Here is a 22,191-nt window from a genome sequence, read left to right on the forward strand (position 1 = left end):
CGCTCCTTCCATTCTTTGTCCTGATGCCCCTGGGTATCTTTTTTCGACACGACGACACCATGAAAACGCTGGATGCCAAGTGCATTCTCGAAGCCGCCTTGGTTTGTGCCCAACAACCCATGCCTCTGCGCGACCTGCAGCTTCTTTTGGGCCCGGAGCATAGCCTCGCCGATATTCGCCAGTGGTTGACGGAATTGCAGCAGGACTGGTCGCAGCGCGGTGTCGAGCTGGTGTCCCTGGCCAGTGGCTGGCGTTTTCAGAGCTGTGCAGAAATGCGGACTTATCTGGACCGCCTGTATCCGGAAAAGCCACCCCGGTATGCCCGGGCGACGCTCGAGACGCTGGCCATCATTGCCTATCGGCAACCGGTCACGCGCGGTGACATTGAGGACATTCGCGGCGTGACCGTGAATTCGCTGACGATCAAGCAGCTGGAAGACCGGGGCTGGATCGAAGTGATCGGCCACCGTGACACGGTCGGGCGTCCGGCGCTTTTTGCCACCACGCGGCAGTTTCTGGACGACCTGGGGCTGTCCTCGCTGGACCAGTTGCCGTTGTTGGAGGCGAGCGGTGCGGTCTTTGAAGCCCTGTCCCAGACGCCGGAACTGGATTGGTCTGCAGAGGTCCCTGCGGCTGAGGCCGTCGTGGATGAGTTGTCGAATTTGGAGTCAAAGGAATCAAGATGAAGCATGAAGAGGCAAGCCCCCCGGAGTCCACCGCCATCCGGTTCGAGGACGTGGTCTCGGGTCAATTTGATGCCGAGGACACCGTTGTCACCGCGCCCCTGAAGCGGGTGCTGCCGCCACAGCCGGAATCGCCCAAGCTGCACAAGGTGTTGGCACAAGCCGGCATGGGCTCCCGGCTGGAGATGGAGCAACTGATCCTGGAGGGGCGCATTACCGTCAACAACGAGCCCGCGCACGTGGGCCAGCGGGTTCAGTTTGGCGACCATGTCAAGGTCAATGGCAAGCCGATCCGCTTCCGCATCGAGCCGCCCCCGGCCCGTGTCATTGCGTACCACAAGCCAGCAGGTGAGGTCGTGTCCAACGACGATCCGCAAAACCGCCCCACCGTTTTTCGCAAGCTGCCCAAGCTGTTTCAGGGCAAATGGCAGTCGGTTGGGCGCCTCGACCTCAACACCGAGGGCTTGCTGCTGTTCACCAGTTCGGGGGAATTGGCCAACAACCTGATGCATCCGCGTTTTGGTCTCGAGCGTGAGTACGCCGTGCGGGTGCTGGGCGCCCTGAACCAGGAAGAAAAAAAACGCCTGCTCGAGGGCGTCAAACTCGACGACGGCATGGCCAACTTCGGTTCGATCGAGGAGGGCGGTGGCGAGGGCTCGAACTGCTGGTACCGCGTGACCATTTCCGAGGGGCGCAACCGCGAGGTGCGCCGCATGTTCGAAGCCGTGGGTCATGCCGTGAGCCGTCTGATTCGCATCCGTTACGGCGCCATGGTGTTGCCGCGCGGGCTTAAGCGAGGCGCCTGGATGGAGCTTGACGCCGGTGACATCAACGCACTGACACAAAAAGCCAGAAATTCTGCCGCCACGGCTGCCCAGGAGGCGTCTGCGCCGCTGGCCGACGAAGGCATGACGCGGGAGCGCCCACCGCGCCCGCCTTTGCGCGGTCGTCGCCCGGTAGGGCGAGCCCCTGTCGGACGCGGCAACAAGCCCAACAACGGCGCTACCGGCAACGCGCAGCCCGATCCGCTAAAAACCAATTTTGGCTACATTGGTGCCGACAGTTACAACCGGCAACGCCAGGAGCAGGGCAGCAAACGCGGCGCGGGTTCCGGGTCCTCGGGCGGACGGCGCGTCGGCAAGGGTCGCTGAACCGGTTGATTGACACCCTGAACGGGTCAAGGGGACGGCGTTCAGGTTAACATCCAAGGCTTTGACCAAGGGGTCAGAAATACCATTTATCAGGAAAAACCATGACTATTGAACGCACTCTCTCCATCATCAAACCCGACGCCGTTGCCAAAAACGTGATCGGTCAAATTTACGCCCGTTTTGAAGCCGCTGGCCTGAAGGTCGTGGCTGCCAAGATGGCCCACCTCTCGCGTGGCGAGGCCGAAGCTTTTTACGCGGTGCACAAAGCCCGTCCTTTCTTTAAAGATCTGGTTGACTTCATGGTTTCCGGTCCGGTCATGATCCAGGCCCTTGAGGGCGAAAACGCTGTCTTGAAGCACCGCGACCTGATGGGCGCGACCGACCCGAAAAAAGCGGCACCCGGCACCATCCGCGCCGATTTTGCTGACAGTATCGACGCCAACGCCGTGCACGGCTCGGATGCGCCTGAAACAGCCGCTGTGGAAATTGCGTTCTTCTTCGCCGGCATGAACGTTTACTCGCGTTAATGACGGGCATGACGGCTAATCTGCTTGATTTCGATCTTGAGGGCTTGGCCGTCTTTTGTGAACGGTTGGGGGAAAAGCGCTTTCGCGCCGTCCAACTGTTTCGCTGGATTCATCAAAAAGGGGCCAGCCAGTTTGATGACATGAGTGACCTGGCCAAATCACTGCGCGAAAAGCTCAAGGGCGTCGCGCACATCCGGGCGATGCCTGTGGTGTCGCAGCACATGTCGGCTGATGGCACCATCAAATGGCTCTTCGATGTCGGTGATGGCAACGCGGTCGAGGCCGTTTTTATTCCCGAATCCGATCGCGGCACGCTGTGCGTGTCGTCGCAAGCGGGCTGTGCCGTCGGTTGCCGTTTTTGCTCGACCGGCCACCAGGGTTTCAGCCGCAATCTCACCACCGCTGAAATCGTGGCGCAACTCTGGTTTGCCGAGCATTTCCTGCGCCAACATCTGAAACGTGATGAGCGCGTGATCTCCAATGTGGTGATGATGGGCATGGGTGAACCCCTGCAAAATTACAACGCCCTGATTCCGGCCCTGCGCGTCATGCTCGACGACCACGCCTACGGTTTGTCACGGCGCCGGGTCACGGTGTCGACCTCGGGCATTGTGCCGATGATCGACCGGTTGGCGCAAGACTGCCCGGTGGCGCTGGCGGTGTCCTTGCATGCGCCCAATGACGCATTGCGTGACACGCTGGTACCGCTGAACCTGAAATACCCCTTGGCCCAGCTGGTGGCAGCTTGCCATCGTTACCTGGCCCATGCGCCGCGTGACTTCATCACCTTGGAATACTGCATGCTCGACGGCGTCAATGACACCGACGCCTGCGCGCGCCAACTGGTCGAGCGCATCCGGGCCCACCCGGGTGCCTGGTGCAAGCTCAACTTGATTCCATTCAACCCGTTCCCGGCCTCCGGTCTGCTGCGCTCCAAGCCCGAGCGCGTGCAGGCCTTCGCCAAAATTTTGAATGACGCCGGCATCACCACCACCGTCCGCAAAACCCGGGGTGACGACATCGATGCCGCCTGTGGCCAGCTGGCCGGTGACGTCAAGGACCGCACCCGGGTGATGGTGCGCATGGAGCGCAACAGAAACCTGCACGTGTCCACTGGCCAGGCTTCAGTACCCCCGCCCGAAGGAGTGAATACATGAGCGGTTTTGCCTCGTCCCGCAGGCCGGGCTTCTGGTCGCGGTGGTCGCTCCTGCTGCTGTGCGCCGGTGTTTTGGCCGGCTGTGCCAACGGCCCGGCGGGTCAGGCCAATGCCGGACTGGATGACCTGGTCACCGATTCAGATGAATCCAACGACCGCAAACGAGCCCGCATCCGGGTCGAACTGGCCATGGGTTATCTGGAGCAGGGCAAGACCAACATCGCGCTTGACGAGGTCAAGCTGGCGCTGGCGGCGGATCCTTCGTTTGCCGATGCCTACAGTTTGCGCGGCCTGATTTACATGCGCCTCAACGAACTGCCGCTGGCGCAGGAAAGTTTTCTGAGGGCGCTGGCGGTGCGTCCCCGCGACCCCAACATCCTGCACAACCTGGGCTGGTTGAAGTGCCAGCAAGCGCGCTACCCCGAAGCCATGGCCGATTTTTCGCTGGCGCTGGCCAACCCCGGTTATGGTGAGCGCGCCAAGACCTTCATGGCCCAGGGCCTGTGCCAGATCAGGGCAGGGCAACGGCGTGAGGCAGAACAAAGCCTGCTCAAAGCCTATGAGTACGATGCCTTGAATCCCGTCACCGGCTACAACCTGGCCAACCTGCTGTTCCAGAACGCCGATTTCGCCCGGGCACAGTTTTATATCAGACGACTCAACAACAGCGAATGGGCCAATGCAGAGTCGCTTTGGTTGGGTATCAAGGTTGAAAACAAAATGAGTGACCGGGTGGCACTGATGCAATTGGCCACCCAGTTGGAAAAACGTTTTCCGCAGTCCAAAGAAGCATCCGCTTACCGGCGCGGCGCATTTGATGAGTGAGAAATTTCCCATGGACCAGGTCCTGCAGGCCGCTGATGCGGGCATCGAACCCGCCACTGCCGGTGTTTTATTGAAAGCTGCGCGTGAGGCCCAAGGGCTTCACATTGGCGCCCTGGCCGTGACGCTGAAAGTGCCGGTGCGCAAGCTTGAAGCGCTCGAGTCGGATCGCCATGAGGTTCTGGGCGATCTGGTTTTCGCGCGGGCGCTGGCCGCCAGCGTCTGCCGGGTGCTGAAAATCGACGCCGCGCCGGTGCTGGCGGCCTTGCCGCATTCGGAAATGCCGCGTTTCAAGACCGATGATGCCGGCCTCAACACACCGTTCAAAGAGAGCGGTGTCGTTTATGGACAGGCGCTCAAAAGTCGTTTGACCAGCCCCTTGGCACTGGCCGTGGCCTTGTTGCTGCTCGGGGCCTTGCTGCTTGTCCTGTTGCCTGAAAAAGAGGAATCTGACGTCATGCCCACCAGCGCTCTGCCCATGACCGAGACCGAAGTGATTCGGGTGGCGCCTGCTGTCGATTTGCCTGCCTCGGAGAGCCCGGTTGCCATTGCGCAGGAACGTCCAAGCACCCCGTTGCCTGTGGCTGACACGAGCGCGGCTGTTTTGGTGCTTGAGTCCCGTGGCGCCTCCTGGGTCGAAATCACGGATGCCCAAGGGGTATTGCAATTGCGCAGAGTCCTGGCTCCCGGGGAACAGGTTCGCTCTCAGGGTCCCTTGCCCTTGTCGGTGGTGCTCGGGCGTGCCGACGATGTGGCGGTCACCGTGCGTGGCCAGCGTCTGGATGTGAGCGCCATGACCAAAGCCAATGTAGCTCGATTTGAGGTGAAGTAATGCAAGAAAACCTGCCCATCGCCATGGCGGCTGCGGCGCCGCGCCGCTCACGCCAGGCACGCATTGTCTGGGGTGACCGTTGCGTGACCGTCGGTGGCGACGCGCCCGTGCGGGTGCAGTCCATGACCAACACTGACACGGTGGACGTGATTGGCACCGCGATCCAGATCAAGGAGCTGGCCCTGGCGGGCTCCGAGTTGGTGCGTCTCACCGTCAACACGCCCGAGGCGGCCCAGTCCGTGGCGCCGATCCGTGAGCAACTCGACCGCATGGGCATTGACGTGCCTCTGGTTGGCGATTTCCATTACAACGGCCACCGTCTGTTGACCGACTACCCGGAGTGCGCCCAGGCCCTGTCCAAGTACCGCATCAACCCGGGCAACGTGGGCAAGGGCGACAAACACGACCGCCAGTTTGGCGCCATGATCGAGGCCGCCATCCGCTGGAACAAGGCGGTGCGCATTGGTGTCAACTGGGGCAGCCTGGACCAGGAACTGCTGGCCAGTTTGATGGACCAAAATAGCCGCCGCAACCCGCCCTGGGGTGCCAAGCCGGTGATGTACGAAGCCTTGATCACTTCGGCGCTTGATTCGGCCCAGCAGGCGGTTGATTTGGGGCTGGACCCCAACCAGATCATCCTGTCGTGCAAGGTCAGCGGGGTGCAGGATTTGATCTCGGTCTATCGCGAACTGGCCAAACGCAGCACGTACGCGCTGCACCTGGGTCTGACCGAAGCCGGCATGGGTACCAAGGGCGCGGTCGCCTCAACGGCCGCGCTGTCCATTTTGCTGCAAGAGGGTATTGGCGACACCATCCGCGTCTCCCTGACACCGCAACCGGGCGAGTCGCGCACCCAGGAGGTGGTGATTGCTTCCGAGATTTTGCAGTCGCTGGAGCTGCGCTCCTTTGTGCCGAGCGTGACCGCTTGCCCGGGCTGTGGTCGCACCACCAGCACCACGTTCCAGGAATTGACGCAGCAGATTGAAGGTTTTCTGCGTGCCCAGATGCCGGTCTGGCGCACCAAATATCCGGGGGTCGAAACCATGAAAGTGGCCGTGATGGGCTGCATCGTCAATGGTCCTGGCGAAAGCAAGCAGGCCGACATCGGCATCAGCTTGCCCGGCACTGGTGAGGCACCTGCTGCGCCGGTCTTCATTGACGGCGAAAAACGCATGACTTTGCGCGGCGAGTCCATTGCCCAGGAGTTCCAGGCCCTTGTTGAAAACTACGTCGAAAAGCGTTTTGGTGCGTCAGCTTCCGTTGCGCCCTGATTTGAATTGTCATGACCGAAACCACTGCACCGAAAATTGAAAAACTGACTGCCGTCAAAGGCATGAACGACGTCTTGCCGCCTGACTCGGCGGCTGTCGAATGGCTGGAAGCCAAAGTGCGCGCCCTGATGGCGCGTTACGCTTACCGCAACATCCGCACGCCCATTGTCGAACGCACGCCCTTGTTCATTCGCGGTCTGGGTGAGGTGACCGACATTGTCGAAAAAGAAATGTACTGCTTTGAGGATCGGCTCAACGGCGACCCGTTGACGCTGCGCCCCGAAGCCACGGCCGGTGTGGTGCGCGCGGCGCTGGAGCACAACCTGCTGTACGACGGCGGCAAGCGCCTGTACTACATGGGTCCGATGTTTCGCCATGAGCGTCCGCAAAAAGGCCGTTATCGCCAGTTTGACCAGATCGGCGCCGAGGCGCTGGGCTTTGCCGGCCCCGAGGTCGACGCCGAACTGATCCTGATGGCGCATGCCCTGTGGCAGGAGATCGGACTGGATGATGTGCGCCTGGAGCTCAACAGCCTGGGCCAGGCGCATGAGCGGCTGGAGCACCGCAAGGCGCTGATTGCGCACCTGGAACAACACGCCGAACTGCTCGACGAAGATGCCCGGCGGCGTTTGCACAGCAACCCGTTGCGCATCCTGGACACCAAGAACCCGGCGATGCAGTCGCTGGTGGAAGCGGCGCCCAAGTTGCTTGACTTTTTGGGGGCCCAATCGCTGGCGCACTTCAAGACGCTGACCGATATTTTGCAAGCCAACGGGGTGGCCTACAGCGTGAACCCGCGCCTGGTGCGCGGCATGGACTATTACAACCTGACCGTGTTCGAGTTCACCACCGACCGGCTGGGTTCGCAGGGCACCGTGTGTGCGGGCGGGCGTTACGACTACCTGTTCGAGCAGCTCGGCGGCAAGCCGGCCCCGGCCGTCGGTTGGGCGCTGGGGGTGGACCGCGTGCTGGCGCTGGCTCGCGGCGCGGGCCTGCCCGATGTGGGCCCGCAGCTGGATGCCTATGCCATCGTCACCGACGCCCGGGACTTGCCGCTGGTGTTGTCCACACTGCAGCGTTTGCGCGCAGCGGGCGTCAGTGTGCAGATGCACACCAGCACGGGTGAGGCCATGGGCAGCATGAAGAGCCAGTTCAAGCGCGCCGACGCCAGTGGCGCACGCTTTGCCCTGATTTTTGGCCAGGATGAAATCCAGGCCCACCAGGTCACCGTCAAACCCCTGCGTGACGCCAGCGCTGTTCAGCAACTGCGTTCACTTGCCGACGTGGCGGGCTGGGCCGCCACCCTACAATCGGTCGCTTAACGAAATACCCTTATGGCCAACCAATTAGACCTCGAAGAACAAGAACAGCTTGACCAGATCAAGCATTTCTGGAAGCAGTACGGCAACGCCATCACCTGGGTGCTGATTGTGGTGATGGGCACCTTTGCCAGCTGGAATTTTTACCAGTATTGGCAGCGTAGCCAGGCCCAGCAGGCAGCGGCCTTGTTTGAGGAAGTGGATCGCGCCGTGCTGGCGGCGGACGCCGCGCGTATGGACCGCGTGTTCAGCGACATGAAGGACAAATTTTCATCCACCGCCTATGCGCAGCAGGCGGGCCTGCTGGTGGCCGGTCAGTACGTCACGCTGGGCAAGCCTGATGCGGCCAAAGCCGCGTTGGCCTGGGTGGCTGAACAGTCGTCCGACGCGGGCTACCAGGCTTTGGCGCGCTTGCGCCTGGCTGCCATTGCGATGGAATCGAAAAATTTCGACGAGGCTTTGAAGTTGTTGAACACGAGCCACCCTGCCAGTTTTGAAGCCCTGGTGGCAGACCGCAAGGGCGATGTTTTCATGTTGCAGGGTGACAAGCCCAAGGCGCTGGCCGAATATGAAAAGTCGTACCGTCTGTTTGACCCGCGTACCGAGTACCGTCGTCTGGTGGAGGTCAAGTTGAACGCCCTGGGGGTGGATGTCGGACCTCAAGATCAAGTCGTGGCCACTGCGGCCGGAAAGTAAAAATCATGGCAAATATGTGTTCCTTGGCCAGCGTGCGTCGCGTCGTGGTCCTTGCACTGGTCGGTGCCTTGACGGCCTGTGCCAGTGGTTCTGATGCCCTGAAACCAGCCGACCTGGGAGCCAATCCGGCCTTGCTGGGCGTGCGCACGGCCTGGACCGGCAAAATCGCCCCGGTTGACTTTCCCTTGCAGGCCAAGGTGACGGGTCAAACCGTGGCGCTTGCCGGCAATGACGGTGCCGTGCTGTCGCTTGATGCGCGCAGCGGCGCCGTGTTGTGGCGTACCGAGGTGGGTGGACCCATCGCCGCGGGTGTCGGCAGTGATGGTCGTTTCAGCGCGGTGGTCACGCGTGCCAACGAGTTGGTGGTGCTCGAAGCGGGCCAGGTGCGCTGGCGTGCCGGTCTGACAGCGCAGGTGTTCACTGCACCGCTGGTGGCCGGCGAGCGTGTCTTTGTGTTGGCTGCTGATCGTAGCGTGGCGGCCTTTGATGCCAGCAGCGGACGCAAGCTCTGGCAGCAGCAACGCCCCGGTGAAGCCCTGGTGTTGCGCCAGGCGGGCGTTTTGACGGCGGTGGGCAACACCCTGGTGGCAGGACTGTCCGGCCATCTGGTGGGTATGAATCCTGTGAACGGAAATACCGTGTGGGACGCCACCCTGGCCGCGCCGCGCGGCACCAACGACATTGAACGCCTGGTCGATCTGGTCGGCGGCTTCAGCCGCAACGGCAACGAGCTGTGTGTGCGTGCTTTTCAGTCTGCGGTGGGCTGCGTCGATGCGCTGCGCGGCAGCGTGATCTGGAAACGTGTGGCCGCCGGTGCCGTGGGCGTGCATGGTGACGACGCGCAGGTGTACGGGGTTGAAAGCGACAGCCGGGTGCTGGCCTGGCAGCGTGCCAACGGTCAACCGGTCTGGACATCCGACCGGCTGCTTTACCGCAAGCTGAGCGCGCCGCTGGTGTTGGGCCGCTCGGTGGTGATGGGCGATGCCACGGGGCTGGTGCACTTGTTGTCACGCGCTGACGGCACGCCGCTGACCCGTTTGTCGACCGATGGTTCGGCCATCGAGGTCACGCCGGTGGTCGCGGCAGGCACCCTGGTGGTGGTGACGCGCAATGGTGGTGTCTACGGCTTCCAGCCTGAATAAAACTGATCTTTCTCACGGACTTCACTGAATGAAACCTGTATTGGCATTGGTCGGGCGACCCAACGTGGGCAAGTCGACCTTGTTCAATCGGCTGACCAAATCGCGCGATGCCATCGTGGCAGATTACGCGGGCTTGACGCGCGACCGGCATTACGGCAACGGCAAACTTGGCAAGCATGAGTACATCGTGATTGACACCGGTGGTTTCGAGCCTGACGCCAGTGCCGGCATCTACAAGGAAATGGCCAAGCAAACCCGCCAGGCGGTGGCCGAGGCCGACGTGGTGATTTTTGTGGTCGACGCGCGGGCCGGCGTCTCAGCGCAGGACCATGACATCGCCAACTACCTGCGGCGCCTGGGCAAACCCTGCGTCATGGTCGCCAACAAGGCCGAGGGCCTGCTGGCCGGCGGCCAGTTGGTGGAGTTTTATGAACTCGGCTTTGGTGAAGTGCTCGCGGTGTCGGCAGCGCACGGCCAGGGCATTCGGGAGTTGCTGGATCAGGCCTTGTTGCCTTTGCAGCCCGCCGAAGACGAGCTTGTGGAGGCCGAGCAGCCCGGCGTCATCAAGCTGGCCGTGGCGGGTCGCCCCAACGTGGGCAAGTCCACTCTGATCAACGTGTGGCTGGGCGAGGAACGGCTGGTGGCCTTTGACTTGCCGGGCACCACGCGCGACGCCATCTCGGTGCCGTTCGAGCGCAACGGCCAAAAATTTGAACTGATCGACACCGCCGGCCTGCGTCGTCGTGGCAAGGTCTTTGAAGCCATCGAAAAATTTTCGGTGGTAAAAACCCTGCAGGCGATTGAATCCGCCCATGTGGTCCTGTTGCTGATCGACGCGACCCAGGGTGTGACCGACCAGGATGCCCATATTGCCGGCTATATTCTTGAGAACGGTCGCGCCGTGGTGCTGGCCGTCAATAAGTGGGACGCCGTGGACGAGTACCAGCGTGAGCTGGTCAAGCGCTCCATTGAAACCCGCCTGCCTTTTTTGAAGTTTGCCAACCTGCATTTCATTTCGGCACAAAAGCGCCAGGGCCTGGGGCCCTTGTGGGCTTCCATTGCGCAGGCCTACAAGGCGGCCACGTGCAAGATGTCCACCCCGGTGTTGACCCGTTTGTTGCTCGAAGCGGTGCAATTTCAAAGCCCGCAACGCGCTGGCATGTACCGGCCCAAATTGCGTTATGCCCACCAGGGTGGCATGAATCCACCGGTCATCGTGATCCACGGCAACTCGCTGGAGCACGTGACCGATGCCTACAAGCGTTTCCTTGAAGGTCGTTTCCGTAAGGAATTTGATCTGGTGGGTACGCCGCTGCGCATCGAAATGAAGACCTCCAGCAACCCGTTCGCCGACAAGGTGAGCTGAGCGGGTTTGTTTTTGGGTGCCTCAGGGTTTCTGGGGGAAATAGCCCCGCCTCCTTCCGGAGGCACGATGGCACTGTGGTATCGTTCCTCCTTCTTAAAATTCACAACACGGAGAATATCGTGAATAACAAAGGCCAACTCTTGCAAGATCCCTTTCTGAACGCACTGCGTCGGGAGCACATTCCGGTGTCAATTTATTTGGTCAATGGCATCAAGTTGCAAGGTCAGATTGAGTCGTTCGATCAGTATGTCGTGCTGTTGCGCAACACCGTCACACAAATGGTCTACAAGCACGCCATCTCGACCATCGTTCCGGGTCGGGCCGTGAACTTTGCAGTGGCCGAGGGTGAACAACCTGCAGCAGCCTGATCGCCCTGTCACCCCGACCTTGTTGGTGGGGGTCGATTTTGGTCTTCCCTTTTTTGACGCCGAACTCGAAGAGCTCGGTTTGCTGGCCCAGACTGCGGGTCTGACGCCGGTGGCACGCATGACGTGCAAGCGCAAGGCGCCTGATGCGGCGCTTTTTATCGGCAGCGGCAAGGCCGACGAAATCAAGCAACTTGCGATCCAACTCGGCGTGCAGGAGGTGCTCTTTGACCAAAGTCTGAGCCCGGCGCAGCAACGCAATCTGGAGCGCCACCTGGAGCTCCCGGTCAACGACCGCACCCTGTTGATCCTGCAAATTTTTGCCCAGCGGGCGCGCAGCCACGAAGGCAAGTTGCAGGTCGAGCTGGCCCGCCTGCAGTACCTGAGCACACGCCTGGTGCGGCGCTGGTCGCACCTGGAGCGCCAAAGCGGCGGCATCGGCATGCGTGGCGGCCCGGGGGAATCACAGATTGAGCTGGACCGGCGCATGATCGCGGACAGCATCAAGCGCATCAAGGAACGCCTCGTCAAGGTCAAGCGTCAGCGCCAGACCCAGCGCCGCCAGCGCGAACGGCGCGACGCCTTCAACATCTCGCTGGTGGGCTACACCAACGCGGGCAAGTCCACGCTGTTCAACGCCTTGGTCAAGGCGCGCGTGTATGCCGCCGACCAGTTGTTTGCCACGCTCGACACCACCACGCGACAGTTGTACCTGGGTGAGCTTGGGCGTGTTATTTCCCTGTCGGACACCGTGGGCTTCATCCGGGATTTGCCTCACGGTTTGGTCAATGCCTTTCAGGCCACCTTGCAGGAAGCCGTGGACGCAGACCTGCTCTTGCATGTGGTTGATTTTTCCAGCCCCAATCATCTTGAGCAGATCGCTGAAGTCCAGCGCGTGCTGGCTGAAATTGGCGCGGGCGATATTCCCCAGATGCTGGTGTTCAACAAGCTCGATCAGGTCGATCCGACCCTGCGTCCGCATGCGGTGCAAGACGTTTACGAGCTGGCGGGGGTGCCCACCCCGCGTATTTTTCTCAGTGCGCAAACGGGTGACGGCGTGGCCGTCTTGCGTCAGATGCTGGTTGACAAAATCCAGGCACCGCAAGAGACCCCCGAGGATTCGTCAGATTTCCATGCAAGTCATGAGGCTGACCCTGATTTCGGCACAATAGAGCCAAAATAAATACGAGTGATTCGATGAAACTTCAACGACCGATTTTTAGCCTGGCTTTATTGCCCACGCGCCTGCGTGGCATGTTCAATCTGAACGATCCACGCTGGGGACGTTCGGACGACGCTTCCGATGCGAGCGAGGGGCAAGGCGCGAAGCAGCCCCCCGAGCAAGCGCCCGATGCGCCGCCGTCCAGTCCGGCGCCTTCCGGCCCCAGGCGGGGTGCCAACCAGGGACCGCCCGACCTCGATGAGTTGTGGCGCGATTTCAACCGCAAGCTGGGCGGCCTGTTCGGCAACGTGAAGAGTGGCGGTCGTGGTGCCACGCCTATTCGTGGCGGAGGCAACGGCGGCGGTAATGGGGGCGGCACCGGTGGCGGTTTCCAGCCTGACATGAAGAGCGCCGGGCTGGGCATGGGCTTGGTGGCGGGCGTTGCGGTGCTGATCTGGCTCGGCACCGGCTTCTTCATTGTGCAGGAGGGCCAGCAAGCCGTCATTACCCAGTTTGGCAAATACAACAGCACGGTGGGGGCCGGTTTCAATTGGCGCCTGCCGTATCCGATCCAACGCCACGAACTCGTTTTTGTGACCCAGATCCGCTCGGTGGATGTCGGGCGTGACGTGGTCATCAAGGCCACCGGGTTGCGCGAGTCCGCGATGTTGACCCAGGATGAAAACATTGTCGAGATCAAGTTTGCCGTGCAATACCGCCTCAGCGACGCGCGTGCCTTCTTGTTCGAGAGCAAGAACCCGGCCGATGCCGTGGTGCAGGCCGCTGAAACGGCGGTGCGCGAAGTCGTCGGCAACATGAGGATGGACAGCGCCTTGTCCGAGGAGCGAGACCAGATTGCGCCGCGCGTGCGTGCCCTGATGCAATCCATTCTGGACCGCTACAAGGTGGGTATCGAAGTGGTCGGCATCAATTTGCAGCAAGGCGGTGTGCGGCCTCCCGAGCAGGTGCAGGCGGCGTTTGACGATGTGCTCAAGGCAGGCCAGGAGCGCGAGCGTGCCAAGAACGAAGCCCAGGCTTATGCCAATGACGTGATTCCCCGTGCCGTTGGTGCGGCCTCGCGCCTGAAGGAAGAAGCTGACGCCTACAAATCACGCATCGTGGCGCAGGCCCAAGGTGATTCGCAGCGTTTCAAGTCGGTGTTGGCCGAGTACCAGAAGGCACCCCAGGTCACGCGTGACCGCATGTACATCGATGCCATGCAGCAAATCTACAGCAGCGTGACCAAGATCATGGTGGACTCCAAGCAGGGCAGCAATCTGCTCTATCTGCCGCTCGACAAACTGATCCAGATGACAGGTCAGGTGGCGCAGGAGACTGCCGCCATGCCGGCGGCGTCAACGCCCAGCCCGGCCAATGCAGCCGCCGCCATCACGGACGCCCGTGCCCGCGATGCGGCACGTGACCGTACCCGTGAAACCCGATAGGAGCCCGGCATGAACCGCCTAGGATTTGTTTTTTCAAGTGTTATCTTTGCGTTGGCTATTCTCAGTTCGATGCTCTTTGTGGTGGACCAGCGCCAGTTTGGTGTGGTGCTGGCGCTGGGGCAGATCAAGGAAGTGATCACCGAACCCGGCTTGAACTTCAAGCTGCCACCGCCCTTCCAGAACGTGTCGTACATCGACAAGCGCCTGCTCACGCTCGACAGCACCGATAACGAGCCGGTGCTGACCGCCGAGAAGCAGCGGGTGGTGATCGACTGGTACGTGCGCTGGCGCATTTCCGAGCCCACCGAGTACATCCGCAACGTCGGCACCACCGAGGCGGCCGGTGCCAGCCAGCTGAACCGGGTGGTGCGCAATGCGTTCCAGGAAGAAGTCAACAAGCGCACCGTCAAGGAGCTGCTGTCGGCCAAGCGCGAGGAAGTCATGCAGGACGTCAAGAAAGAGGTGCTGAGCCAGGTGCGTGGCGCCAAGCCCTGGGGTGTCGATGTGATCGACGTGCGCATCACCCGGGTCGACTATGTGGACGCCATCACCGAATCGGTTTACCGCCGCATGGAGGCTGAGCGCAAGCGCGTGGCCAACGAACTGCGTTCCACCGGTTTTGCCGAAGGTGAAAAAATTCGCGCCGATGCTGATCGTCAGCGCGAGGTGACCGTCTCCAACGCCTACCGTGATGCGCAAAAATTCAAGGGTGAGGGCGATGCCGAGGCGGCACGCTTGTACGCTGAAGCCTTTGGCCGTGACCCCCAGTTTGCCCAGTTCTACCGTAGCATGGATGCCTACAAGGCCTCCTTTGCCAACAAGAACGACGTGATGGTGCTGGACCCTTCAAGTTCCGAATTTTTCAAGTCCATGCGCGGTGGCGTGTCGGCAAGCCCTAAAAAATAACACCTGGGGCTGGTTTGGACGGCACCACCTTTTGGCTGGCCGTGGCGCTGGTGCTGGTGATTGAGGGCTTCATGCCCTTCATGTCACCGGCCACCTGGCGCCAGACCATGGTCCAGATTCTCAAGCTTGGCGACGGTCAGTTGCGTTTCTTTGGTTTGTGCAGCCTGTTGCTGGGAGTGGCGCTGATTTGGTGGCTGGCTTGACGAAATACCGGACTTTTGCCCGGTAAAATCGCGTATTTAACAGCCTCTCAAAATCACATGTCCGCTTGGGTTCTGCCGGATCACATTGCCGATGTCCTGCCTTCCGAGGCCCGTCACATCGAAGAACTTCGCCGCGACTTGCTCGATACCGCACGCAGCTATGGCTACGAACTGGTCATGCCGCCGCTGCTGGAACATCTCGAATCGCTGTTGACAGGTGCCGGGTCGGCGCTTGATCTGCAGACGTTCAAACTCGTCGACCAACTCTCGGGCCGCATGATGGGCTTGCGCGCAGACAGCACGCCCCAGGTCGCCCGCATCGATGCACATTTGCTCAACCGAGCCGGCGTCACCCGGCTGTGCTACTGCGGACCGGTGCTGCACACGCGCGCCAGTGCCCCTCATGCCACGCGCGAGCCGCTGCAATTGGGCGCAGAAATTTATGGCCACGCCGGGCTTGAGGCGGACATCGAAATCCTGACGCTGGCCTTTGACTGCCTGCAGGCGGCCAGGGTGCAGGCGCCCAGCATTGACCTGGCCGATGCGCGGCTTGTCAAGGCCTTGCTCGCCGATGTTTCCCTGAGCCCAGCCCGGCTGTCTGACGTGCACGCAGCGCTGGCCGCCAAAGACAGTGCCGAACTGGCTGCGCTGACCCGTGATTTACCCCAGGCTGTGCACCAGGGTTTGCTGGCGCTGGTGCAGCTCTATGGCGATGCAGGCGTGCTGGCGGAGGCCGAAAAAACCCTGCCCGCGCTGCCTGCCGTGCGTGAGGCGCTGCAAAGCTTGCGTTATTTGGCACAACACCTGCCGGCGGCCCAGCTCAGTTTCGATCTCGCGGACTTGCGGGGTTACGCCTATTACACCGGCGTTCGTTTTGCCATCTACGCCCCCGGCGCCAGCGACGCCCTGGTGCGCGGTGGCCGTTATGACGAGGTGGGGGCAGTTTTTGGCCGCAACCGGCCCGCAGCAGGTTTCAGTCTTGACCTGAAGGCCCTGGTGGCGGTGGTGACGCCGCGCGCCTTGCAGGCCGCCATTCGTGCGCCCTGGCGCGAAGATGCCGGGCTCAATGCCGCCATTGCCGCCCTGCGTGCACTCGGCGAGGTGGTGGTCTGCGTGTTGCCAGGCCACGAGAGTGAAGTTGATGAGTTCCATTGCGACCGCGAGCTGATTGAAGTTGGCGGGCAGTGGGTTGTTCAAGCCATGCATTGAAATTAGAGAGAAGCAAAAAATGACTGCTATCAAAGGACGTAACGTTGTCGTCGTGGGCACCCAGTGGGGCGATGAGGGCAAGGGCAAGCTGGTCGATTGGTTGACCGAGAGCGCCCAGGGCGTCGTGCGTTTTCAGGGCGGCCACAATGCCGGCCACACGCTGGTCATCAACGGCGTCAAGACCGCGCTGCATCTGATTCCCAGCGGCATCATGCGCCCGGGCGTCAAGTGCTACATCGGCAACGGTGTGGTGCTGTCGGCGGCCAAACTGTTTGAAGAAATTGCCGGACTGGAAAAGGTGGGCGTGGACGTGCGCTCGCGCTTGCGCATCAGTGAGGCTTGTCCGCTGATTTTGCCGTTCCATGCAGCCCTGGACGTGGCGCGTGAATCGGCGCGCGAGCAGGGCGGCAGCGAAAAGATTGGCACCACCGGGCGCGGCATCGGCCCGGCCTACGAGGACAAAATCGCGCGCCGCGCGCTGCGCGTGCAGGACCTCAAGTTCCCCGAGCGATTTGCCAACAAATTGCGCGTGTTGCTGGACTTGCACAACCATGTGCTGACCACGTTTCTGGATTCCAAAGCCTTTGACTTCGGCCCGACGCTGGCGCCTTACATGAAAGATGGCGAAGTGCAGTTTGACGCGGTCTATGCAGAAGCCATGCGCCACGCCGAACTGCTCAAGCCGATGATGGCTGACGTCTCGCGCGAACTCAACGACGCCCACCTGAAGGGTGAGAACCTGTTGTTCGAGGGCGCGCAGGGCACCTTGCTTGACGTCGATCACGGCACTTACCCCTTTGTCACTTCCAGCAACTGCGTGGCCGGCAATGCCGCCGCCGGTGCCGGCGTCGGCCCCGGTTTGCTGCACTACATTCTGGGCATCACCAAGGCCTACTGCACGCGCGTGGGCGGTGGTCCGTTTCCGACCGAACTTGAATGGGAAGTCGAGGGCACGCCGGGCTGGCACATGAGCACCGTGGGCGCAGAAAAGGGCGTCACCACCGGGCGCAGCCGGCGCTGCGGCTGGTTCGACGCGGCCTTGCTCAAGCGCTCGGCGCAAGTCAACGGTTTGAGCGGTTTGTGCATCACCAAGCTCGACGTGCTCGATGGCTTGAAAGAACTCAAGCTGTGCACCGGCTACGAGCTTGATGGCACGGTGACCGACATTTTGCCCATGGGCGCCGACGACATCGCACGTTGTGTGCCCATCTACGAAACCATGGAAGGCTGGAGCGACAGCACCGTGGGGGTCACCCAGTACGACAAGTTGCCCATGGCAGCGCGGCTGTACCTGCAGCGTATCGAGCAGGTCACGGGCGTCCCGGTGCACATTGTCTCGACCAGCCCGGACCGCGATCACACCATCATGATGCGCCATCCCTTTCTGGCCGACTGACGCTGAAGCCGCCACTTTTTCATTCACATCCGATTCGCGTTAGCACTACTTATTTGAGAGGCCTTTATGTTGACAGAAGACGGCAAGCACCTGTATGTGAGCTATGACGAATACCACGGCCTGATTGAAAAACTGGCAATCAAGATTTTTCAGTCAGGCTGGGAATTTGACACCATCCTGTGTCTGGCACGGGGTGGCATGCGCCCGGGTGACATTTTGTCGCGCGTCTTCGACAAGCCGCTGGCCATCATGTCCACCAGTTCCTACCGGGCTGGCGCGGGCACGCAGCAGGGCAACCTTGACATCGCCCACTACATCACCACGCCCAAGGGCGAAATTGCCGGCAAGGTGCTGCTGGTGGACGACCTGGCCGATTCCGGCCTGACGCTGCACGCCGTGATCGATCAGCTCAAGACCAATTACAAACCCATCACCGAGTTGCGCAGCGCCGTGATCTGGACCAAGTCCTTGTCCAGGTTCACGCCCGATTATTCGGTTGAATTTCTGCCGACCAACCCCTGGATTCATCAGCCCTTTGAAGGCTACGACAGCCTGCGTCCCGAGCAACTGATCAAAAAGTGGAGTGTTTGACGCCCATCTGCTTTTGCCATGGCTGAACTCACCACGACCCTGATCCATCACCCCTACCAGCCGCCGGCAGGGTTTGGTGCGCCGCAGCCCGGGGTGTTCAAAGCCTCGACGGTGTTTTTTCCCAACGTGGCAGCCATGCGCCAGTTCGAATGGAAAGACAAGTCGGCCTACACCTACGGTCTGCACGGTACGCCCACCACCTACACCCTGGAAGAACGGCTGTGCACCCTGGAGGGTGGTGCCCAGTGCCTGTTGGTGCCCAGCGGCCTGGCGGCTATTGCCACGGTGTGCCTGGCTTTGCTCAGGCGTGGCGACGAGGTGCTGATTCCTGACAACGCCTATGGCCCGTCCAAAGCGCTGGCCGAAGGCGAGTTGGCGCATTGGGGCATTACGCACCGCTACTTCGACCCCATGGATCCCGCTGACCTGGCGGCCAAACTGTCTCCAGCCACCAAATTGGTCTGGCTGGAGGCTGCAGGCTCGGTCACGCTGGAATTCCCTGATCTGTGCGCGCAGGTTCGCCTGTGCCGCGCCGCCAAGGTGCTTTGCGCCCTCGACAACACCTGGGGCGCCGGTCTGGCTTTCCAGCCGTTCGACCTGCAGCCGGGCCAACTGCCGACACTGTCCGTGGACATTTCCATCCATGCCCTCACCAAGTACCCCAGCGGCGGTGGCGACGTGCTGATGGGCAGTGTCATCACCACCCATGAGCGTCTGCACATGCAGCTCAAGCTGTGTCACATGCGGCTTGGCTTGGGTGTGGCTGCAAACGATGCCGAAAGCGTGTTGCGCGCCCTGCCCAGTTTAGCACTGCGCTACCGCTCCCACGACGAGACGGCCCGTACCTTGGCGCACTGGTGCCAGCAGCGCAATGAGTTCGCTCAGGTTTTGCACCCGGCTTTGCCGCAGTCACCCGGCCACGTGCATTGGCGGGCGCTGTGCGGTGACGCTTTGGGCGCGGCCGCCGGTCTGTTCAGCGTGATCTTCAAACCTGATGTCAACCAGGCCCGGGTTGATGCGTTTTGCGACGCCCTGCAGTTGTTCAAGATTGGTTACAGCTGGGGCGGCCCCATGAGCCTGGTCATGCCTTACCAACTGGAGACCATGCGTTCAAGCTGGCCGGTTTATTTGCAGCCGGGAATTCTGGTGCGCTTTTCCACGGGGCTGGAGTCGGCCGCCGACCTGCAGGCCGACCTGCAGCAAGCCTTGCAGCACATCGCCTGAAAACAGGCTTGCGCTGGCGCAGTGCAACTCAGCCCCGCAAGGCGGCTAAAATCCAGTCCATTAACTTGAAAGTACAACTTGGCAACACCTAATTACGGCTACGAAAAGCGTCAGAAAGAACTGGCGAAAAAGAAGAAAAAAGAAGAAAAACTCAAAGAAAAAGCCCAGCGCAAGGCGGGCGAGGGTGGGCCTGAGGGGCAGGAAGATCAGCCAGATCAGCCAGATCAGCCCGCTCAGGACACACCAGCCAGCTGATTTTCCCGACCTTCGCCCGCGCCATCAAGCCAGCATCTGGCTTGCCAAGGTGTGCATGGCTTCGGCGGACCGGTCGGTGGGCGTCAACGGAGCGGCCCGTGCAAACTGCACAAAATTGCGCTGCATCGACTGCGCATAAGCCGGGTCGTAATGCTGGGTCAGCAACTCCATGACCACCGTGGCAAAGTCCCCGCTTTGCGCCATGCCTTGCCAGCGTTTCACCACCTCGTGGCCCTTGAGTTCGGTGAGTTTTTCCAGTCGCTCACAAAAATAGGCCACGTCGCGCGTCAGGTAGTCATAGTCTTCCAGCAACAGCGCCACACGTTCTTCATCAGACAGTTGCAGGTTCAGGCAGGGGCTGTTGCGCATGGCGTCCATCAGCGCGGTGGGCACCGACAAATTGCCCACTTTTTTGCTCTCGCTTTCCACAAACACCGGCACCGCCGTATCGAACTGGCGCAGTTGGTCCCACACCAGGGTTTCAAAATGCTTTTGGCTTGGCTGGGCCAACCCGGGCACCGCGCCCAGCACCGAACTGCGGTGGTTGGCCAGGGCCTCGAGGTCCAGCACCTGGGCACCTTGCTTTGCCAGCGCCTGCAGCAAGCGGGTTTTGCCACTGCCGGTCGGGCCGCACACCACGCGGAACATCAGCTTGGGCACGCGCGCCACGATGTCCTGTACCAGCGCCGCCCTGAAAGCCTTGTAGCCGCCTTCCACCAGTGTCACCCGAAAACCGATCTGGCTCAAGACCAGCGACAGCGAGCCGCTGCGCTGACCACCGCGCCAGCAATAAGCCAGCGGCTGCCAGTCGCGCGGCTTGTCGATCACCTCGCGCTCAATGTGCGCGGCAATGTTGCGCGCGGCTTTTGCTGCCCCCCGCTTGCGCGCTTCAAACGGGTTGACCTGCTTGTACAGGGTGCCAATCTCGATGCGTTCGGCGTTGTTCAGGGTCGGCCAGTTGATGGCGCCGGGCAGGTGGTCGGCCTGGTATTCGTCTTCGCTGCGGGCGTCGATGATGGCATCAAAGTCGGCCAGCCGCGCCATGACTTCGGCCGCGCCAAGGAGGGTCAGACTCATGACAGTTCTTTCGTGATGGCTGGCCAGACATTGGCCAGCATGCGCGGCTGAGCTGCCTCCTTGGGGTGGATGCGGTCGGCCTGAAACCAGGTCAGGCTGTCAGGGGCATCGGCAATGCCCTTGAGGAAGAAGGGCACCAGGGCGGCACGCGTGGTCTTGGCCACCTCGGCGTACATGCGGGCAAAGCGCTGGGTGTAATCACGTCCGTAGTTCGGTGGCACCTGCATGCCGAGCAACAGCACTTTGGCGCCACTTTGCTGCGCCAGCCGGGTCATGGCCAACAGGTTGTCCCGGGTCATGTCGAGCGGCAGGCCGCGCAGGGCATCATTGCCGCCCAGTTCAATCACCACCAGCGTGGGGCGGTGTTGCGCCAGCAAAGCGGGCAGGCGGGCGCGCCCGCCCGAGCTGGTGTCGCCACTGATGCTGGCGTTGACCACGTCGGCCCGGATCTTTTCAGTCTGAAGTTTTTGTTCAAGCAGAGCGACCCAACCGGTGCCGCGCCTGAGGCCATACTCCGCGCTCAGCGAGTCACCCAGCACCAGCAGGGAAGAGCGCATGGGCGGCGTTGTGTCAGCTGCCACGCTGCGGTAAATCCCGCTGCTGGCAAGGACAGCCGCCAACGCGATACAGTGGCGTCGGTTCAAATTCATTTGTTGCAAAGAAAAATTCATGTCAGATGTCATTATCTCGGTAGAGCACGTTTTCAAGTCGGTGGCCGATGCCACGGGCACGCTGGAAATTTTGCAGGACATTGATTTTGCCCTGCGCTCCCGTGAAACTGTGGCTATTGTCGGTGCTTCGGGTTCCGGCAAGAGCACCCTGTTGTCGATCATTGCCGGGCTCGACACACCCAGCAAGGGCACGGTGCGGCTCGCCGGACACGACTTGTTTGCGATGAGCGAGGACGACCGTGCCGCACTGCGCGCTGAAAAACTGGGTTTCGTCTTCCAGAGCTTTCAATTGCTGGGTAATCTGACAGCGCTGGAAAACGTCATGCTGCCGCTGGAACTGGCCGGCCGACGCCAGGCACGCAAGCTGGCCACCGAGATGCTGGACCGTGTCGGCCTGGCCGAGCGTCTTGGACATTACCCCAAGGTGCTTTCGGGAGGCGAGCAGCAGCGCGTGGCGCTGGCGCGTGCCTTTGTGGTGCAGCCCGCGGTCTTGCTGGCGGACGAACCCACCGGCAGCCTGGACTTTGCCACCGGTGAAAAAATCATGAGCCTGATGTTCGACCTGAACCGCGAACTGGGCACCACCTTGCTGCTGGTCACCCATGACCGCGCCATGGCCGAGCGCTGCCAGCGCAGCATCACCATTGAGGCGGGGCGCGTGCTGGCGTAGCCGGCCTGACGCCCGGTTGGACAGCGCTGGGCGCGTTGGGCGCTGCGTCTTC

The 22,191-nt window shown here is 61.4% G+C and carries 24 protein-coding genes; 22 read left to right on the forward strand and 2 right to left on the reverse strand.

Annotated features, from left to right (window positions below; translation table 11 throughout):
- Nucleotides 1-59 precede the first annotated feature (59 nt).
- The 21 genes from scpB to Q7U49_RS14095 all read left to right on the forward strand — a co-directional run bounded on the left by scpB (nt 60) and on the right by Q7U49_RS14095 (nt 19,721).
- The gene (gene scpB, locus Q7U49_RS13995; RefSeq protein ID WP_304764936.1) at nt 60-686 is read left to right on the forward strand and encodes an SMC-Scp complex subunit ScpB; all 627 of its coding nucleotides are present in this window, start codon (nt 60-62) and stop codon (nt 684-686) included.
- Complete coding sequence (locus tag Q7U49_RS14000; protein WP_370654011.1) at nt 683-1,834, forward strand: pseudouridine synthase; 1,152 nt, start codon at nt 683-685, stop codon at nt 1,832-1,834. The genes scpB and Q7U49_RS14000 overlap by 4 nt, the downstream gene beginning before the upstream one ends.
- A 101-nt stretch (nt 1,835-1,935) precedes the next feature.
- Nucleotides 1,936-2,361, forward strand: coding sequence for a nucleoside-diphosphate kinase (ndk, locus tag Q7U49_RS14005; RefSeq protein WP_304764938.1), 426 nt, complete (start codon nt 1,936-1,938; stop codon nt 2,359-2,361).
- A gap of 8 nt (nt 2,362-2,369) precedes the next feature.
- The gene (gene rlmN / locus Q7U49_RS14010) at nt 2,370-3,518 is read left to right on the forward strand and encodes a 23S rRNA (adenine(2503)-C(2))-methyltransferase RlmN (protein ID WP_370654012.1); all 1,149 of its coding nucleotides are present in this window, start codon (nt 2,370-2,372) and stop codon (nt 3,516-3,518) included.
- Complete coding sequence (pilW, locus tag Q7U49_RS14015) at nt 3,515-4,342, forward strand: type IV pilus biogenesis/stability protein PilW (RefSeq protein ID WP_304764942.1); 828 nt, start codon at nt 3,515-3,517, stop codon at nt 4,340-4,342. Before rlmN ends, pilW begins: the two co-directional genes overlap by 4 nt.
- Nucleotides 4,335-5,171 carry a helix-turn-helix domain-containing protein gene (locus tag Q7U49_RS14020; RefSeq protein ID WP_304764944.1) on the forward strand — a complete coding sequence of 279 codons (837 nt, stop codon included), beginning with the start codon at nt 4,335-4,337 and terminating at the stop codon, nt 5,169-5,171. The genes pilW and Q7U49_RS14020 overlap by 8 nt, the downstream gene beginning before the upstream one ends.
- Nucleotides 5,171-6,442 (forward strand): flavodoxin-dependent (E)-4-hydroxy-3-methylbut-2-enyl-diphosphate synthase, encoded by a 1,272-nt coding sequence (gene ispG, locus Q7U49_RS14025; RefSeq protein WP_304764946.1) that lies wholly within the window; start codon nt 5,171-5,173, stop codon nt 6,440-6,442. Before Q7U49_RS14020 ends, ispG begins: the two co-directional genes overlap by 1 nt.
- Nucleotides 6,443-6,477: 35 nt before the next feature.
- Nucleotides 6,478-7,764: a histidine--tRNA ligase gene (gene hisS / locus Q7U49_RS14030; protein ID WP_304765224.1), complete on the forward strand. Its 1,287-nt coding sequence runs from the start codon at nt 6,478-6,480 to the stop codon at nt 7,762-7,764.
- 12 nt (nt 7,765-7,776) lie between these two features.
- Nucleotides 7,777-8,457: a tetratricopeptide repeat protein gene (locus Q7U49_RS14035; protein ID WP_304764948.1), complete on the forward strand. Its 681-nt coding sequence runs from the start codon at nt 7,777-7,779 to the stop codon at nt 8,455-8,457.
- A gap of 5 nt (nt 8,458-8,462) precedes the next feature.
- Nucleotides 8,463-9,599: an outer membrane protein assembly factor BamB gene (bamB, locus tag Q7U49_RS14040; RefSeq protein ID WP_370654013.1), complete on the forward strand. Its 1,137-nt coding sequence runs from the start codon at nt 8,463-8,465 to the stop codon at nt 9,597-9,599.
- 28 nt (nt 9,600-9,627) lie between these two features.
- Complete coding sequence (der, locus tag Q7U49_RS14045) at nt 9,628-10,965, forward strand: ribosome biogenesis GTPase Der (RefSeq protein WP_304764949.1); 1,338 nt, start codon at nt 9,628-9,630, stop codon at nt 10,963-10,965.
- Between the two features lie 119 nt (nt 10,966-11,084).
- Nucleotides 11,085-11,333 (forward strand): RNA chaperone Hfq, encoded by a 249-nt coding sequence (gene hfq / locus Q7U49_RS14050; RefSeq protein ID WP_304764952.1) that lies wholly within the window; start codon nt 11,085-11,087, stop codon nt 11,331-11,333.
- Entirely contained in the window at nt 11,311-12,513 is a 1,203-nt protein-coding gene (hflX, locus tag Q7U49_RS14055) for a GTPase HflX (protein ID WP_304764954.1), read from the forward strand. Before hfq ends, hflX begins: the two co-directional genes overlap by 23 nt.
- 14 nt (nt 12,514-12,527) lie before the next feature.
- Entirely contained in the window at nt 12,528-13,937 is a 1,410-nt protein-coding gene (gene hflK / locus Q7U49_RS14060; RefSeq protein ID WP_304764956.1) for an FtsH protease activity modulator HflK, read from the forward strand.
- Nucleotides 13,938-13,946: 9 nt separating this feature from the next.
- On the forward strand, nt 13,947-14,843 hold the full coding sequence (hflC, locus tag Q7U49_RS14065) for a protease modulator HflC (RefSeq protein ID WP_304764958.1): 897 nt from the start codon (nt 13,947-13,949) through the stop codon (nt 14,841-14,843).
- Nucleotides 14,844-14,857: 14 nt separating this feature from the next.
- Entirely contained in the window at nt 14,858-15,046 is a 189-nt protein-coding gene (locus Q7U49_RS14070; protein WP_304764959.1) for a DUF2065 domain-containing protein, read from the forward strand.
- A 57-nt stretch (nt 15,047-15,103) separates the two neighbouring features.
- Complete coding sequence (locus Q7U49_RS14075; protein WP_304764961.1) at nt 15,104-16,255, forward strand: ATP phosphoribosyltransferase regulatory subunit; 1,152 nt, start codon at nt 15,104-15,106, stop codon at nt 16,253-16,255.
- A 19-nt stretch (nt 16,256-16,274) separates the two neighbouring features.
- Nucleotides 16,275-17,651 (forward strand): adenylosuccinate synthase, encoded by a 1,377-nt coding sequence (locus Q7U49_RS14080; protein ID WP_304764963.1) that lies wholly within the window; start codon nt 16,275-16,277, stop codon nt 17,649-17,651.
- A 66-nt stretch (nt 17,652-17,717) separates the two neighbouring features.
- A complete protein-coding gene (locus Q7U49_RS14085; RefSeq protein ID WP_304764965.1) occupies nt 17,718-18,242 on the forward strand; it encodes a phosphoribosyltransferase in 525 nt (174 codons plus the stop codon).
- Nucleotides 18,243-18,260: 18 nt separating this feature from the next.
- Nucleotides 18,261-19,466 (forward strand): PLP-dependent transferase, encoded by a 1,206-nt coding sequence (locus tag Q7U49_RS14090; RefSeq protein WP_304764967.1) that lies wholly within the window; start codon nt 18,261-18,263, stop codon nt 19,464-19,466.
- Nucleotides 19,467-19,544: 78 nt separating this feature from the next.
- Nucleotides 19,545-19,721 carry a hypothetical protein gene (locus Q7U49_RS14095; protein ID WP_304764969.1) on the forward strand — a complete coding sequence of 59 codons (177 nt, stop codon included), beginning with the start codon at nt 19,545-19,547 and terminating at the stop codon, nt 19,719-19,721.
- Between the two features lie 24 nt (nt 19,722-19,745).
- Here Q7U49_RS14095 and mnmH read toward each other — a convergent pair whose 3' ends face one another.
- On the reverse strand, nt 19,746-20,798 hold the full coding sequence (gene mnmH / locus Q7U49_RS14100) for a tRNA 2-selenouridine(34) synthase MnmH (RefSeq protein ID WP_304764970.1): 1,053 nt from the start codon (nt 20,796-20,798) through the stop codon (nt 19,746-19,748).
- Nucleotides 20,795-21,355 (reverse strand): arylesterase, encoded by a 561-nt coding sequence (locus Q7U49_RS14105; protein ID WP_304764972.1) that lies wholly within the window; start codon nt 21,353-21,355, stop codon nt 20,795-20,797. Before Q7U49_RS14105 ends, mnmH begins: the two co-directional genes overlap by 4 nt.
- Nucleotides 21,356-21,467: 112 nt before the next feature.
- On the opposite strand from Q7U49_RS14105, the gene Q7U49_RS14110 reads away from it, so the two are divergent.
- The gene (locus Q7U49_RS14110; RefSeq protein WP_304764974.1) at nt 21,468-22,139 is read left to right on the forward strand and encodes an ABC transporter ATP-binding protein; all 672 of its coding nucleotides are present in this window, start codon (nt 21,468-21,470) and stop codon (nt 22,137-22,139) included.
- The last annotated feature ends 52 nt before the right edge of the window (nt 22,140-22,191 follow it).

Source organism: Rhodoferax sp. (assembly GCF_030653815.1).
In the GTDB taxonomy this organism is placed as follows: domain Bacteria; phylum Pseudomonadota; class Gammaproteobacteria; order Burkholderiales; family Burkholderiaceae_C; genus Rhodoferax.